Source organism: Paraburkholderia aromaticivorans (genome assembly GCF_012689525.1).
Taxonomy (GTDB): Bacteria; Pseudomonadota; Gammaproteobacteria; order Burkholderiales; family Burkholderiaceae; genus Paraburkholderia; species Paraburkholderia aromaticivorans_A.
The window spans coordinates 1,281,154-1,295,139 of record NZ_CP051515.1; the positions used below are offsets into that span (position 1 = coordinate 1,281,154).

Below are 13,986 nucleotides of genomic sequence, written 5' to 3' on the forward strand. Positions count from 1 at the left end.
AAAATCCGTGCTTCCAGCCTGCGGCGACTGATTCCGGCCAGCCGCGAGAACGCGTCCGACATCGGTTGCAGGTCTGGCAACTCATTACTCGTTTAGTTCGATGACTCGCCGCAGCAGTTGGCATCGGCATCGACTCGTCCGTCAGCCCATTGGGCAACCTGGCTTTTTTTCGCGGATCAATTCTTTGGAGGACGAGAACTGCTGCGCCGGATTCAAGGAGTCTGGACATGAAACTACGATTATGGATGGCGCTGGCCAGCGCCGTGCTCTTGCTGGCGCCGAAAACAGCGGGCGCGCTGGACATCGAAGGCCAGCAGGGCGCCGGCACGTCGGGCCGCGCGCTGATGCAACAGAACGCGAACGAATCGGCGCAAGCGACGACCGACATGTCGTTCAGTGAATCGGGACAGGGCACGCCCGGCGCCCAGCCGGTGCAGAACGTGTCCTACGGAGGCGTAGCCGCGGGGCAATCGCAGGCGGGAGGCCCGCAAAACCAGCCCTGCACGTCTTCCGCGCCGCAATGCAGAATCTATTTTGGTCAATGATGGTTTTATCTTTGGGAATGCGGTGCGCATGAGCCGGCACCGCTTCCCGTCAAGCCGCCCTCGGACGAGCGCGAAATCCGCACCCATAACCCCACGCTCGACTGCAATTTTCCGGAGTGGTCAGCGAGCGATTTAATACGATGTTATGGTGTGGTCTATTCGGGTTTTCACCCGCTGATTTTCCAGACTGCAATCGCGTCACTTCCGGCAAGCAGGCCCATATGGCCTGCTTTTTTAATCGTGCCGGGCGGTCTGCGAATGGATTAGCGCGGTGCGGCCGCTCCAATCTCACCCGTTGTTAATAGACTCGCAAACAATACTATGTTGATCGAAGACAATCTGCCCGCGAGCATGGCCTCGCTGGACGATGGCGCCTCGTCGTCCCTGCGTTCATGGCTGGCTGTCGTGGCTGTCGCCATTGGTGCTTTCGCTTTCGTGACGACGGAGTTTTTGCCGGTCGGACTGCTGCCGCGCGTCGCCGCGGATCTGGGCGTGCTGCCCGGCACCGCCGGCCTGATGGTCACCGTGCCCGGCGTCATCGCGGCCATTTCAGCACCGGGTCTGATGCTGGTGGCGGGGCGCATGGATCGCCGGCGAGTGTTTCTTTTGCTCACGGCTTTGCTGCTGGCGTCCAATCTGATCTCCGCTTGTGCGCCGAATTTTCTCTGCATGCTGCTCGGGCGCGCGTTGCTCGGCGCCGCGCTGGGCGGTTTCTGGACGCTGGCCACGGCGGCCTCGGGGCGTCTCGTGAAGCCGAAGGATTCGGCGCGGGCCATGGCCACGATTCTCACCGGCGTGACTTGCGCAACGGTGATCGGCGTGCCGCTCGGCACGTTCATCGCGAGCTTCGCCTCATGGCGCGTGTCGTTCATGGCGACCGGCGTGCTGGTCGCGGTCGCGCTGGTCGCGCAGTTCCTGTTCGTGCCGTCCTTGCCGTCGACCGCCGCGCTGCGTCTGCGCGATCTGGTGGCGCTGCTGCGCCGGCCGCATCCGCGCCGCAGCATGCTGATGGTGGCGCTCGCTTTCGGCGCGCATTTTTCCTCGTACACGTACATCACGCCTTTCCTGCTGCACAACGCGAATCTGGACATGTCGACCATCACGTGGCTGCTGCTTGGATTCGGCATCATCGGGTTCTTCTCGAACTTCGCCGTGTCGTCGACGGTGACGCGCAACCTGAAAGTGTCGGTCGGCGCGATGGTTTCGCTGTTGATGTTCGCACTGGTCCTGCTGCCGTTGCTGCAGCATTCGACGATCGGCGTCGTGGCGCTGATGCTCGCGTGGGGCATTTCTTTCGGCGCGTTGCCGCTGTGTTTCAGCATCTGGATTCAGCGCGCCACGCCGGATTCGCCCGAAGCCGGCTCGGCATTGTTCGTGAGCATCATTCAGGTGGCGATTGCGCTGGGGTCGCTGGTGGGTGGCGTGGTGGTCGACCATGTGGGGATTTCCGCCGACTTTCTGCTCGGTAGCGGCCTCGCCTTGCTGGGGCTTGCCGCGCTGGCGAGCTTTGGCCGCAGCGAACAGAAGGTCGCCGCCGAAGCGGTGGCTTGCCCCGCGTGTACGGAATAATTGTCGGGTATCGGTCTAGCCGTTCAGACCGTGCTCACGGTAATTCAACCGGAACGCAAAAGAGTGATGAATCGACAAAGCGATCAAGGCATCAAACGTCACTTGCGGTGGGCGCTGTTCGCAATGGTCACGCTCGGTTCCGCTTCTGCATTCGCTGCCAGCTTCGACTGCGGCCGGGCGCGATTGCCGGACGGAAAGGCCGTATGCGCATCACGGCAGCTGAGCGAGATGGACGTCGAAATGGCCGTGCGTTACCAGATGCTGACGGGCCTGGTTGCGATGGGCGCGCGGGGCGACATGCAGGACGAGCAGCAGGCGTGGCTGAAGTCCAGAAACGCTTGTGGCGGAAATCAGTCGTGTCTGCTCAATGCATACCGGCGACGCATCGGGACGCTCAAGGACGAATATGCCCGGCTCGCGAGCCGTGGGCCGTTCTGAGTGCGCTGGGTGTCTTCCAGAAACGGATGCGGGATAAAGAGCCGCGAAGGCAAGCCGAATTCAATCCATCAGTGAGCAGCGGAAGCGCCCGGCGCGCGTCTTCCGCGCGCGACCGAACGTATCGCTCACGTCGCTGTCTCAACGCGTTACCATGAAATTCTTCCGCTGCTTACCCTCCGATTCAGGTCCCGATGCGCTCAACTTTCACCAAATGGCTTTTTATCGTCTACCTCCTAGGTAGCGGCACGCTGTATTCAATCATCATCCTGCTCCTGTTTCCCTTCGTCGGACGCGCCGGCCGATACTGGCTCGCCAAGCAGTGGTGTCGTGCACTGGTTTTCGTCATGCGTTGGCTACCCGGCGTTTCATGTTCGATAGACGGGCTCGATAACCTTCCCGATGGTCCGGCGATCATCCTGTCCCGTCATGAATCGACGTGGGAAACGCTCGCGTTTCTCGCACTTTTTCCGCGCCGCGTCAGTTTCGTGTTCAAGGAAGAGCTTCTGCGCATCCCGTTCTTCGGCTGGGTGTTGCGTGGCCTCGATATGGTCAGCCTGAACCGCGGCTCCGCTCGACAGGCTCACCAGGCCGTGACGAAGGAAAGCGCCGAGCGGCTGGCAAAGGGCGATGTCGTCGTCATTTTCCCCGAGGGCACCCGGGTGGCGCACGACGCGCCGTTGCGGATGACGTCGGGCGGCGTTCGGCTGGCGTGTGCGACCGGCGTGCCGGCCGTTCCCGTGGTCTTGAACGCGGGCAAGGTCTGGCCGACCAAAGGCTGGCCCGACGGCCGCGGGCATATTCGCGTGGTGGTCGGGCCGCCGTTGTCTCCGCAGGACATGACCCAGCAGGAATTGAGTCACGCGGTCCACGAGTGGATGAAAAACGAACTGCTGCGGCTTTGATGATTGTCGAGCCCGCATGTGACGCGGCGGATCATTTGCCGATGCCATAGCCTGGCGTACCGCTCGATTGAACTGGAACCCAATTGAGCATATGGTGATTGCTCCCTAGTCCAATCGGAGTCCGGTATGCGATGTCTTGCAATGACTGCGGCCGCATTGATGGCCGCTGGTTTCACCCTGTCCGCGAGTGCCCAGGTTGTCGTCACCATCGGTCATTCGGCGCCGCTCACCGGTCCGCAGGCGCCGAACGGCAAGGACAACGAGAACGGCGCGCGGCTCGCCATCGACGAGCTGAACAAGACGGGCGTCACCGTCGCGGGTCAGAAGGTCACCTTTAAACTGGACTCGGAAGACGACCAGGCGGACCCGAAAATCGGCGTGCAGATCGCGCAGAAACTAGTCGACAACGGCGTGGTCGCCGTGGTCGGGCCGTATAACTCGGGCGTGGCGATTCCCGCTTCGCGCGTCTACAACACCGGCAATGTGCCGATGCTGCCGGTCGCATCGAACCCGGCGCTGACGAAGCAGGGCTTCAAGAACATCTTCCGGATCGGCGCGAGCGATGAGCAACTGGGCGGCACGATGGGGCAGTTCGCCGCCAAGACGTTGAAGGCCAAAACGGCCGCTGTCATCGACGACCGCACGGCGTACGGTCAAGGCGTTGCCGAGCAGTTCGTGAAGGTCGCCAAGGCGAACGGCATTCAGATTATCGAACAGGAGTTCACCAGCTCGTCGGCGACCGACTTCCTCGGCATTCTGACGACCATCAAAGCCAAAAATCCCGACGTGATTTTCTTCGGCGGCTACGCGGCGCAAGGCGCGCCGATGGCTAAACAGATGCGCCAGCGCGGACTGAGGGCGAAGCTGCTCGGCGGCGACGGCATCTGCTCGGCTGACATGGGCAAGGTCGCGGGCGACGCGGCATCGATCGTCTATTGCGCTCAGGGCGGCATTGCGCTGGAGAAAACCGCAGCCGGCCGCGAGTTCCTGCAAAAGTACAAGGCAGCCTACAACATCGATACGCAGGTCTACGCCGTGAGCTACTACGATGGCGTCAAGTTGTTAGCCGACGCGATGGTGAAGGCGGGCACGACAACGGATAAGGCCAAGCTGACCGCCCAGCTCGCGAAGGAAAGCTATAAGGGCGTCGCAGGCACCTATTCGTTCGACGAGTACGGCGACCTGAAGGGCGCGCCGACCACCGTGTACGTCATCAAGAACGGCTTGCCGGCCCCTTACGGTCCGTAACGGCAGTCGGGCCATCCACTTCACGAAGCAGACATGAAAATTTCACGCACGATCCAGACCGTTGAAGTTCACACCGGTGGCGAGGCATTCCGCATTGTCACCAGCGGTTTGCCGCGTCTGCCCGGCGACACGATCGTCAAGCGGCGCGCATGGCTGAAGGAAAACGCCGACGATATTCGCCGGGCTTTGATGTTCGAACCGCGTGGGCATGCCGATATGTACGGCGGGTATCTGACGGAACCGGTCAGCCCCAATGCGGACTTCGGCATCATCTTCCTTCACAACGAAGGCTACAGCGACCATTGCGGCCACGGTGTCATCGCGCTGTCGACGGCAGCGGTCGAACTGGGTTGGGTTCAGCGTGAGATACCCGAAACGCGCGTCGGCATCGACGCGCCGTGCGGGTTCATCGAAGCATTCGTGAAGTGGGATGGCGAGCACGCCGGCAACGTTCGCTTCGTCAACGTGCCGTCGTTTATCTGGAAGCAGGACGTGACCGTCGAGACGCCGTCGTTCGGTTCGGTGACGGGCGATATCGCGTTCGGCGGCGCGTTCTACTTTTACACCGACGGCGAGCCGCATGGTCTCGCGGTGCGGGAGTCGTCCGTGGAAGAGCTCATCCGCTTCGGCGCTGAAGTGAAGCAGGCGGCCAACCAGGCATTTCCTGTCGAGCATCCCTACATTCCCGAGATCAACCACATCTACGGCACCATCATCGCGAATGCGCCGCGGCATGCGGGTTCGACGCAAGCCAACTGCTGTGTGTTTGCCGATCGTGAGGTGGACCGTTCACCGACTGGCTCCGGAACGGGAGGCCGGATCGCGCAGCTTTATTTGCGTGGGAAGCTGGGTAAGGACGACACCCTGGTGAACGAGTCCATTATCGGCACCGTGTTCAAAGGGCGTGTCCTGAGCGAAACGACGGTGGGTGATTTCAAGGCCGTCATTCCGGAAGTTGAAGGCAATGCTTTTGTTTGCGGCTTCGCGACCTGGATAATCGACGAGCGTGACCCGCTCACCTACGGGTTCCTCGTTCGGTAGGTCAGACAAGCAACGACGCCTAGAACCGCTCGACCCATGGTCGCAGTTCGACCTCCCACGTCCACGCACTGCGGTGCTGACGATGAATGTGAAGGTACTCCCTGGCAATCGCGTCGGGGTCCAGCCATTTGTCGTCGGCATCGCCGTCTTCCGAACCTCTCGCGCTGCTGGCGATGCCGCCGTCGATAACAAAATGCGCAACGTGGATATTCTTTGGCGCAAGCTCGCGCGCCATGCATTGGGCCATGCCTCGTAGCGCGAATTTTCCCATGGCGAATGGTGTCGAGCCGGGCAGACCTTTCACGCTGGCCGTTGCGCCGGTCAGCAGTACGGTGCCGTGGCCGCGCGCCAACATTCGCACCGCTGCGGCCTGAGCGACGAGAAAGCCGCCGAGGGCGGTGATTTTGAAGGCGTCTTCGAGTTTCTGTGGCTCGATGGCTTCTAGTGGCGCGCGATAGCGGCCACTCGCGTTGTAGACAACGAGATCGGGGGCGCCGAATGCTTTCTCCACGCGCTCGAAGAGTGCCGTGACCTGGTCCGGTTGACTGGCGTCGCAAGCCACGGGCAGGGCGCCCGTCTCATTGACCAGCTCTGTCAGCTTGCTGGTGTCGCGGGCGGCGAGCGCGACCTGCATGCCCTCCGCCGCAAACAGGCGCGCGAGCGAGGCGCTCAAGCCCTTGCCCGCGCCGACAATCAATGCAGTCTCAGTTCGACTCATGGTTCCTCCGGAATCAACAGGGAAGCGCGGCGGCGTGTGTCTGCCGCGTCATGCCTTGCTGATTGTAGGCGTTCACCGTGAATCGCACTGACGTTGGTGGATGGCCGTACCGATGGCTCAATGAGCCGTTTCGATGACGCTCCAGATCCGTTCGTTAGAGTCGCCGGTGAATTGTCTGGCGATAACGGCCCGGCATTTATCGCAGCGATAGTGTTCGAGGGCTAGCGTGCCGTTGCACTCCGCTACACCGATTAGCGTGAGGTTTTCCTGCCGTTGCACATCGACTGGCAGGCCGTCGATATCGGAGCATCCATCGCAGACTTCCATGGCGCCTCCTGACGTTCGCATCCATCGTTCGAAAGAAGCCCGCATGGGGCGGGCGAAGACTGGTGCACCCGCAGCAGACAACGCGGGCCAAACCAGTATCGGACTCGACGGAGCGGTTGTGCAAGTGCAAAAAAAATAAACTAAAAGGGGTTGGATGGGGCGTCTTTGAGAGGTTTGAGCGCGAATGCGCTGCACCAGCACGGCATTGCAACTGACACATTCGCGTCTGTGTCGATCTGGCACGTACGACAGGGCGAGGCGGAAGCGAGCGCGTCGGTAAGCTCTGATGACATAAGTGTCAGCCTTCTGCTGGTCGCCCCTTCGATCCACTTTTGTTATCGCCCCCTCCAATACTCGAATTGTTAGTGCATCGCACCGCTCGTATATTGGCTGAACCGTCAGCACCAACAGCGCTGACACCACAACCAGCCGGCATACAACAACACAAAGGCACGCCGCTCAGGCCTGCCACAGGAGCACAGCGATGAATCGAATCGATCTGGAGGGGCGCGTAGTCGCCATTACCGGCGGCGCGCGTGGCATCGGCTACGCGGTGGCGCAACGGGCGCTGAACTCGGGCGCGTCGGTCGCGCTGTGGGACGTGGACGCCGAGCGCCTCGCGCTTAGCCAGCGCGAGCTCAGCGAACTGGGCAAAGTCACGGCAGTCACCGTCGAACTTACGCAGGAAGCCGCCGTCGCGCAGGCCGTGGCGCAAACCGTCGCCGATCACGGCGCGATCGACGTGCTGATCAATTGCGCCGGCATCACTGGAGGCAACGGCGCCACGTGGGAACTGGAGCCCGACGTCTGGCGCCGCGTGATCGACGTGAACCTGATCGGCCCGTATCTCACCTGTCGTGCGGTCGTGCCGCAAATGCTCAAGCAGGGCTATGGCCGGATCGTCAATATCGCGTCGGTGGCCGGCAAGGAAGGCAACCCGAACGCCTCGCACTACAGCGCCTCCAAGGCAGGGCTCATCGGCCTGACCAAATCGCTCGGCAAAGAACTCGCGACCAAGAACATTCTCGTCAATGCCGTCACGCCCGCTGCGGCCAAAACCGAGATCTTCGACTCGATGTCGCTGCAGCACATCGACTACATGCTCTCGAAGATTCCGATGAACCGCTTTCTGATGCCCGAAGAAGCGGCATCGCTGATTCTGTGGCTCTCGTCCGAGGACTGCGCGTTCAGCACCGGTTCGGTATTCGATCTTTCCGGCGGGCGCGCAACGTACTGAGGCGCCGCGGCATTACGCGAGCCCGACCTCGGCAGCGGTACACAAGATAAGAAAACGCAGCGCCGCCGACCGCGCGCGCTCTGCGAAGGAGATGGTATGGAAGCGCATGCGCCCGTTTCACTCGAGGCGATCAACAGCAAGGTCATGCGACGGCTACTGCCGTTTCTGCTGCTGATGTACGTGCTGGCGTTTCTCGATCGCGCCAATATCGGTTTCGCGCAGAAGGCCTTGCAGCACGATACCGGTCTGTCGAATGCGGCGTTTGCGTTCGGTGCGGGCGTGTTTTTCGTCGGCTATGCATTGTTCGAAGTCCCGAGCAATCTGCTGTTGCATCGCGTCGGCGCGCGTGTCTGGATGTGCCGGATCATGGTGACATGGGGGCTCGTATCGGCGGCCATGTGCCTCGCTCATACGCCCACGGCGTTCTATACGCTGCGGTTTCTGCTCGGCGTCGCCGAGGCGGGTTTCTTTCCCGGCGTGATCTATTACCTTACGCACTGGTTTCCGCAATCGGCCCGAGCGCGCGCGGTGGGCGTGTTTTATTTCGGCGCGCCGCTGGCGTTTATTTTTGGCAGCCCGTTGTCGGGTTCTCTGCTCGAATTGCACGGTGCGCTTGGCTTTACCGGCTGGCAATGGCTCTTTCTGGTGGAAGGCGCGCTGGCTTCGGTGGTGGGCGTGTGGGCGTTCTGGTATCTCGACAATCGTCCCGAAGACGCGCGTTGGCTCGAACCGCAAGAGTGCGCCAGCTTGCGCGCGGCTCTCGACGACGACGCACTCGTTGCGTCCGCGCACGGCCCGCATCGCATTCTGGCCGCGCTGGTGGACCGCCGCGTGTTGCTGCTGTCGGCGATCTATCTGCTGATCCAGATGAGCGTGTACGGCGTGATTTTTTACCTGCCGCAACAGGTGGCGGCTTTCCTCGGAACGACGGTCGGCTTGCGTGTGGGACTCGTCACCGCGTTGCCGTGGCTGTGCGCGCTGGCCGTGACCTGGTACGTGCCGCGCCGCGCGGATCGCACGGGTGAGCATCGGCGTTGGGCGGTGGCGTTGCTGATCGTCGCCGGACTCGGCATCGGCTTGTCGGGACTCGCGCATAGCCCGCTGCTCGGCTTGCTCGCGCTGTGTTGCGCGGCGAGCGGTTTCATCGCGGCGCAGCCGCTCTTCTGGACGTTCCCCACGCGTTACCTCACAGGCGCCGCCGCGGCGGGCGGCATCGCATTGATCAATTCGCTCGGCGGACTCGGCGGCTTCATCGCGCCGAGCTTGCGCACCGCGGCGGAACGCGCGTTTGCGTCGACGTCGGCGGGACTGATCGTGCTGGGCGTGTCGAGTCTGCTCGCCGCGCTGCTGATCGGCACGCTCTTGCGCCGCGATCCCACCCAGCCGCACACAACTTTCGAAAACCTTACTGCATCGCGCCCGCTAGGCGCTCGCTCGACGCACTCATAACGGAGCCCCATTCATGGCCATGCCTACCATCCGGCACGTGCGTGCCTTCATCGTCCGCGGCGGCGGTGCGGATTATCACGACCAACCCGGCGGACACTGGATCGACGATCACATCTCCACGCCGATGGCGCGTTATCCGGAGTATCGCCAGAGCCGCCAGTCATTCGGTATCAACGTGCTCGGCACGCTGGTGGTGGAGATCGAAGCGAGCGACGGCACCGTCGGCTTCGCGGTGACGACGGGCGGCGAGATCGGCGCGTTCATCGTCGAGAAACATCTCGCGCGTTTTCTCGAAGGCCAACTCGTTACCGACATCGAGAAGATGTGGGATCAGATGTACTTCTCGACTTTGTACTACGGCCGCAAAGGCGTGGTGCTGAATACGATTTCGGGCGTCGATCTCGCGTTGTGGGATCTGCTCGCGAAAGTGCGCAAGGAGCCGGTGTACCAGCTATTGGGCGGTCCGGTGCGCGACGAACTCGTGTTCTATGCAACCGGCGCGCGGCCCGATCTCGCGAAGGAGATGGGTTTCATCGGCGGCAAGCTGCCGTTGCAGCATGGCCCGGCCGAAGGCGAAGCGGGCCTCAAGCTGAATCTGGAGAAGCTCGCGGACATGCGCAACCGCGTCGGCGACGACTTCTGGTTGATGTACGACTGCTGGATGAGCCTCGACGTGCCGTATGCCACGCGGCTCGCGCAAGCAGCGCATGAATACGGCCTGAAATGGATCGAAGAATGCCTGCCGCCCGACGACTACTGGGGTTACGCCGAACTGCGCCGCAACGTGCCACGCGGCATGATGGTGTCGACCGGCGAACACGAAGCGACGCGCTGGGGCTTTCGCATGCTGCTGGAAATGCAATGCTGCGATCTGATTCAACCGGATGTTGGCTGGTGTGGCGGCATCACTGAATTGATCAAGATCTCCGCACTCGCCGATGCCCACAATGTGATGGTCGTGCCGCACGGTTCATCGGTGTATAGCTATCACTTCGTGGTCACGCGTCATAACTCGCCGTTCGCCGAGTTTCTGATGATGGCACCCAAGGCCGACGAAGTCGTGCCGATGTTCACGCCGCTCTTGCTCGACGAACCGGTGCCGGTGAATGGACGCATGAAGGTGCCGGATACGCCGGGTTTCGGCGTGAGGCTGAATCCGGAATGTGCATTGGTGCGCCCGTACGCGCGTTGATGGCGTGTTGCTGAGTGGCGGCGCTCTCTGCGCGTAACCCGTCGCAATGTAGAAACATAAAAGGAGAATGACGTGCTGCTCAAGGACAAGGTCGTGATCGTCACCGGCGGCTCGCGCGGGATCGGGCGCGCGATAGCGGTTGCCTGCGCAACCGAAGGCGCGGACGTGGCGATCAACTACTGGGGCGATAACGACGCATCGTACGGCCGCCGCTCCGCTGTCGCGGAAGTGGTCGGCGAAATCGAGGCGCTGGGGCGGCGCGTGATCGCAATCGAAGGCAACGTCGCCGCGCGCGAAACCGGTCAGGAACTGGTTCGCCATACGGTCGAAGCCTTTGGCAAGGTCGACGTGCTGGCCAGCAACGCCGGCATCTGTCCGTTCCACGCGTTTCTCGACATGCCGCCGGAAGTGCTGGAGTCGACGGTGGCGGTCAATCTGAACGGCGCGTTCTACGTTACGCAAGCCGCGGCGCAGCAGATGAAGTTGCAGGGCACAGGCGGCGCGATCGTGGCGACGAGTTCGATCAGCGCGCTAGTGGGTGGCGGCATGCAAACGCATTACACGCCGACCAAAGCGGGCGTGCATTCGCTGATGCAATCCTGCGCAGTGGCTTTGGGACCGTACGGCATTCGCTGTAACTCGGTGATGCCGGGCACCATCGCAACCGACCTGAACGCGGAAGACCTCGCCGACGAAGCCAAAAAAGCCTACTTCGAAAAACGCATTCCGCTCGGCAGACTGGGCCGCCCGGAAGATGTCGCCGATTGCGTGACGTTCCTCGCTTCCGACCGCGCGCGCTATGTCACGGGCGCGGCGTTGCTGGTGGACGGCGGTCTCTTCGTCAATCTGCAGTAACGCGGCGATGCCGATTTCAGTTCACGGGAGCCGAAGACACGATCACGGAGTCGGCAGCGGCCGCGGTGGTGTCATCGCGCTTGAGCTTGCGCGAGAAACCGCGCAACAGGTCGATGAAACGCAGCGCCGGTTCAGCGAGCGGTTCTTCCTTGCGCGTGAGAATGCCGAAACCGGAGAGACTTTTGCCGATTTCGAGCGGCAATGCGACCAGCAGCTTGCCGCGCAAATGGTCGCGTACCACCGACTCGGGCAGCATCGCCACAGCATCGTAATTCTCGAGCAATTGCAGCGTGGCGAAGATCGACGCGCATTCGGTCAGGTTCACCGGCGTGGCGAGTCCCGCACGCGCGAGTTCCTCTTCGAACAGCACGCGCGCCGGACTGGTGACGGGTTGCGCCACCCACGGCCAGTCGATCAGTTCACGCAAGCTGAGGCGCGCGCGCTGCGCGAGCGGATGCACCGACCGCACCACCAGCAACAAAGTCTCGCGTGCGAGCGGCTCGAAACTGAAATCGTTGTGTTGAAGCGGACTGGTGAGGCGCCCAAGCGCCAGATCGACCTCGCGGCGATGCAGCAATTGCACGACCTGGTCGCTGGTTTCGCCGAGAATGCGCACATTCAGCAGCGGGCTCTCGGTTTTCAGCGCGGCGACGGCCATGGCGAGCAGATCGGGCGCGGCGCCCATGATCGCGCCGACCGTCAGTTGGCCGTGACCGCCGCGGCGCTTGACGTCGAGGTCTTCGGCGAAACGGGTCAGCTCGGCCAGCGCGCGCCGCGCGTACGCCAGCGTGACGACGCCGAGCGGCGTGGGCGTCATGCCGCGCGCGTTGCGCTCGAACAGCAGGAAGCCGAACGCTTCTTCGATATCGCCAAGCATGCGGCTCGCGCTCGGCTGGGCCACGTTGACGGCCTCGGCGGCCTGATGGAGATTGCGCGCGTCGTCGAGTGCGACGAGCAGCGCGAGGTGCTTGAACTTGAGCCGGTTAACGAGTGCGACAGTGGCGGAGTGTTGGCTCATGGGTCCGGTGCGATTCGGTTTGTGGATCGCCCAATCCCAACTTCGGATTGAGATGCTATCGACGCAGGAATTATAGTCGTATCAGACGCTTCCACGCTTCGCTGGAAAAGCGCCCGGATACGACGGGAGACAGGCCGCAATGGAGACAATCGCTTTCCGGATGGTGCTCAACCCCGGCATGCGCGAGGAATACGAACGACGTCATGCGCAAATCTGGCCTGAGCTGGTTGACGCATTGCACAACGCCGGCGTACGCGACTATCGGATTTTCTTCGATCCGGACTCGGATCATCTTTTCGCCGTGCTGACGCGAAACAGCCACCACACCATGGACGAACTGCCGCAACTCGACGTGATGCGCAAATGGTGGGATTACATGGCCGACATCATGCAGACGGCCCCGGATCACACGCCGGTGCAGCAGCCACTCGAACCGGTCTTTCATTTGAATTCGCTGAGTTGAATTGAGCTGATCCGATCCGACTGGATCTCAAACCTCGAAACGATCTTCACCGGACGGAGGATGTCGCATGCAGGTGGTCGATTCGCATATCCATTTGTGGGATCTGAAGACGCATCGCTATCCGTGGCTGGAAAACCCCGGCGTGTCGTTCGTGGGGGACGCGCGCGATCTGAAGCACGATTACCTGCTCGACGATCTACTGGGCGAAGCGGGCGATATTGAAGTGCTGAAGCTCGTGCACGTCGAAGCGAATCACGATCCCGCCGATCCGGTCGAAGAAACGCGCTGGCTGCAGTCGATTGCGGATCGCAAAGAATCGCGCGGATTGCCGAACGCGATCGTCGCCGCGGTGGATCTGTCCGCGCCGAATGCGCCGGCCGTGCTCGAAGCGCATGCGTCGTTCGCCAACACGCGTGGCATCCGGCAGATTCTGAACGTCCACGAAAACAAGCTGTTCGACTACGTCGGCCGTCATTTCATGCGCGAGCCGCAGTGGCGTGAGCACTTCGTCTTGCTGCGCCGTTACGGCATGTCGTTCGATCTGCAACTGTATCCGTCGCAGATGGAAGAGGCGGCAGCACTGGCGCGCGCGCATGCCGACACGCAGTTCGTGATCAATCACGCGGGCATGTTCGTCGACCGCAGCAGCGTGGCCGGCTATCGCGCATGGCGCGAAGGCATGCGCCTGCTCGCGGATTGCCCGAATGTCGACGTGAAGATTAGCGGACTCGCGATGTTCGATCATCGGTGGACTGTTGAAAGCCTGCGGCCTTATGTGCTCGAAACGATCGACACATTTGGCGTGGGGCGCGCGATGTTCGCGTCGAACTTTCCAGTCGACCGGCTGTTCGGCTCTTACGCGGATCTGTGGCATGCGTATGCGTCGATTGTCGAGGGCGCGAGCGTCGCCGAGAAGGACGCGCTGTTTTGCCGTAATGCGGAGCGTTGCTACCGCATCTGACACAGTCAGGACCCAAGAGAAAG

General features: G+C 62.0%; 15 protein-coding genes. 12 read left to right on the forward strand and 3 right to left on the reverse strand.

What is annotated here, in order from left to right; all coding sequences use genetic code 11:
* Positions 1-227: 227 nt before the first annotated feature.
* The 6 genes from HF916_RS17615 to lhpH all read left to right on the forward strand — a co-directional run bounded on the left by HF916_RS17615 (position 228) and on the right by lhpH (position 5,743).
* On the forward strand, positions 228-545 hold the full coding sequence (locus tag HF916_RS17615) for a hypothetical protein (RefSeq protein WP_168790150.1): 318 nt from the start codon (positions 228-230) through the stop codon (positions 543-545).
* A gap of 321 nt (positions 546-866) precedes the next feature.
* Entirely contained in the window at positions 867-2,114 is a 1,248-nt protein-coding gene (locus tag HF916_RS17620) for an MFS transporter (RefSeq protein WP_168790151.1), read from the forward strand.
* A gap of 123 nt (positions 2,115-2,237) precedes the next feature.
* A complete protein-coding gene (locus HF916_RS17625; protein ID WP_240975570.1) occupies positions 2,238-2,552 on the forward strand; it encodes a lysozyme inhibitor LprI family protein in 315 nt (104 codons plus the stop codon).
* Between the two features lie 191 nt (positions 2,553-2,743).
* Positions 2,744-3,454: a lysophospholipid acyltransferase family protein gene (locus HF916_RS17630; protein WP_168790153.1), complete on the forward strand. Its 711-nt coding sequence runs from the start codon at positions 2,744-2,746 to the stop codon at positions 3,452-3,454.
* Between the two features lie 126 nt (positions 3,455-3,580).
* Entirely contained in the window at positions 3,581-4,702 is a 1,122-nt protein-coding gene (locus HF916_RS17635; RefSeq protein WP_168790154.1) for a branched-chain amino acid ABC transporter substrate-binding protein, read from the forward strand.
* 33 nt (positions 4,703-4,735) lie between these two features.
* Positions 4,736-5,743: a trans-3-hydroxy-L-proline dehydratase gene (gene lhpH / locus HF916_RS17640; protein ID WP_168790155.1), complete on the forward strand. Its 1,008-nt coding sequence runs from the start codon at positions 4,736-4,738 to the stop codon at positions 5,741-5,743.
* Between the two features lie 19 nt (positions 5,744-5,762).
* Here lhpH and HF916_RS17645 read toward each other — a convergent pair whose 3' ends face one another.
* Positions 5,763-6,461 carry an SDR family NAD(P)-dependent oxidoreductase gene (locus tag HF916_RS17645; protein ID WP_168790156.1) on the reverse strand — a complete coding sequence of 233 codons (699 nt, stop codon included), beginning with the start codon at positions 6,459-6,461 and terminating at the stop codon, positions 5,763-5,765.
* 117 nt (positions 6,462-6,578) lie between these two features.
* Positions 6,579-6,788: a hypothetical protein gene (locus HF916_RS17650; RefSeq protein WP_168790157.1), complete on the reverse strand. Its 210-nt coding sequence runs from the start codon at positions 6,786-6,788 to the stop codon at positions 6,579-6,581.
* Positions 6,789-7,272: 484 nt separating this feature from the next.
* Here HF916_RS17650 and HF916_RS17655 point away from each other — a divergent pair, with 484 nt between their 5' ends.
* From HF916_RS17655 to HF916_RS17670, 4 genes are all read left to right on the forward strand, one after another.
* Positions 7,273-8,025 carry an SDR family NAD(P)-dependent oxidoreductase gene (locus HF916_RS17655; protein WP_168790158.1) on the forward strand — a complete coding sequence of 251 codons (753 nt, stop codon included), beginning with the start codon at positions 7,273-7,275 and terminating at the stop codon, positions 8,023-8,025.
* Between the two features lie 96 nt (positions 8,026-8,121).
* On the forward strand, positions 8,122-9,474 hold the full coding sequence (locus HF916_RS17660) for an MFS transporter (protein ID WP_240975571.1): 1,353 nt from the start codon (positions 8,122-8,124) through the stop codon (positions 9,472-9,474).
* Positions 9,475-9,487: 13 nt separating this feature from the next.
* Complete coding sequence (gene rhmD, locus HF916_RS17665) at positions 9,488-10,666, forward strand: L-rhamnonate dehydratase (protein WP_168790159.1); 1,179 nt, start codon at positions 9,488-9,490, stop codon at positions 10,664-10,666.
* Between the two features lie 72 nt (positions 10,667-10,738).
* Entirely contained in the window at positions 10,739-11,521 is a 783-nt protein-coding gene (locus tag HF916_RS17670) for an SDR family NAD(P)-dependent oxidoreductase (RefSeq protein ID WP_168790160.1), read from the forward strand.
* A gap of 16 nt (positions 11,522-11,537) precedes the next feature.
* Here the strand turns inward: HF916_RS17670 and HF916_RS17675 are convergent, their stop codons facing one another.
* A complete protein-coding gene (locus tag HF916_RS17675; RefSeq protein ID WP_168790161.1) occupies positions 11,538-12,539 on the reverse strand; it encodes a LysR family transcriptional regulator in 1,002 nt (333 codons plus the stop codon).
* A 139-nt stretch (positions 12,540-12,678) separates the two neighbouring features.
* On the opposite strand from HF916_RS17675, the gene rhaM reads away from it, so the two are divergent.
* Positions 12,679-13,002 carry an L-rhamnose mutarotase gene (gene rhaM, locus HF916_RS17680; protein WP_168790162.1) on the forward strand — a complete coding sequence of 108 codons (324 nt, stop codon included), beginning with the start codon at positions 12,679-12,681 and terminating at the stop codon, positions 13,000-13,002.
* Positions 13,003-13,069: 67 nt separating this feature from the next.
* Positions 13,070-13,963 carry an amidohydrolase family protein gene (locus HF916_RS17685; protein ID WP_168790163.1) on the forward strand — a complete coding sequence of 298 codons (894 nt, stop codon included), beginning with the start codon at positions 13,070-13,072 and terminating at the stop codon, positions 13,961-13,963.
* The last annotated feature ends 23 nt before the right edge of the window (positions 13,964-13,986 follow it).

What these genes read in the sequence shown, in the direction of transcription:
- HF916_RS17685 (WP_168790163.1), top strand. Translation starts at nt 13,070, where the DNA reads ATGCAGGTGGTCGATTCGCATATCCATTTGTGGGATCTGAAGACGCAT.
- HF916_RS17630 (WP_168790153.1), top strand. Translation starts at nt 2,744, where the DNA reads ATGCGCTCAACTTTCACCAAATGGCTTTTTATCGTCTACCTCCTAGGT.
- HF916_RS17660 (WP_240975571.1), top strand. Translation starts at nt 8,122, where the DNA reads ATGGAAGCGCATGCGCCCGTTTCACTCGAGGCGATCAACAGCAAGGTC.
- HF916_RS17615 (WP_168790150.1), top strand. Translation starts at nt 228, where the DNA reads ATGAAACTACGATTATGGATGGCGCTGGCCAGCGCCGTGCTCTTGCTG.
- HF916_RS17635 (WP_168790154.1), top strand. Translation starts at nt 3,581, where the DNA reads ATGCGATGTCTTGCAATGACTGCGGCCGCATTGATGGCCGCTGGTTTC.
- HF916_RS17625 (WP_240975570.1), top strand. Translation starts at nt 2,238, where the DNA reads ATGGTCACGCTCGGTTCCGCTTCTGCATTCGCTGCCAGCTTCGACTGC.
- HF916_RS17655 (WP_168790158.1), top strand. Translation starts at nt 7,273, where the DNA reads ATGAATCGAATCGATCTGGAGGGGCGCGTAGTCGCCATTACCGGCGGC.
- HF916_RS17650 (WP_168790157.1), bottom strand. Translation starts at nt 6,788, where the DNA reads ATGGAAGTCTGCGATGGATGCTCCGATATCGACGGCCTGCCAGTCGAT.
- HF916_RS17620 (WP_168790151.1), top strand. Translation starts at nt 867, where the DNA reads ATGTTGATCGAAGACAATCTGCCCGCGAGCATGGCCTCGCTGGACGAT.
- lhpH (WP_168790155.1), top strand. Translation starts at nt 4,736, where the DNA reads ATGAAAATTTCACGCACGATCCAGACCGTTGAAGTTCACACCGGTGGC.
- HF916_RS17645 (WP_168790156.1), bottom strand. Translation starts at nt 6,461, where the DNA reads ATGAGTCGAACTGAGACTGCATTGATTGTCGGCGCGGGCAAGGGCTTG.
- rhmD (WP_168790159.1), top strand. Translation starts at nt 9,488, where the DNA reads ATGGCCATGCCTACCATCCGGCACGTGCGTGCCTTCATCGTCCGCGGC.
- HF916_RS17675 (WP_168790161.1), bottom strand. Translation starts at nt 12,539, where the DNA reads ATGAGCCAACACTCCGCCACTGTCGCACTCGTTAACCGGCTCAAGTTC.
- rhaM (WP_168790162.1), top strand. Translation starts at nt 12,679, where the DNA reads ATGGAGACAATCGCTTTCCGGATGGTGCTCAACCCCGGCATGCGCGAG.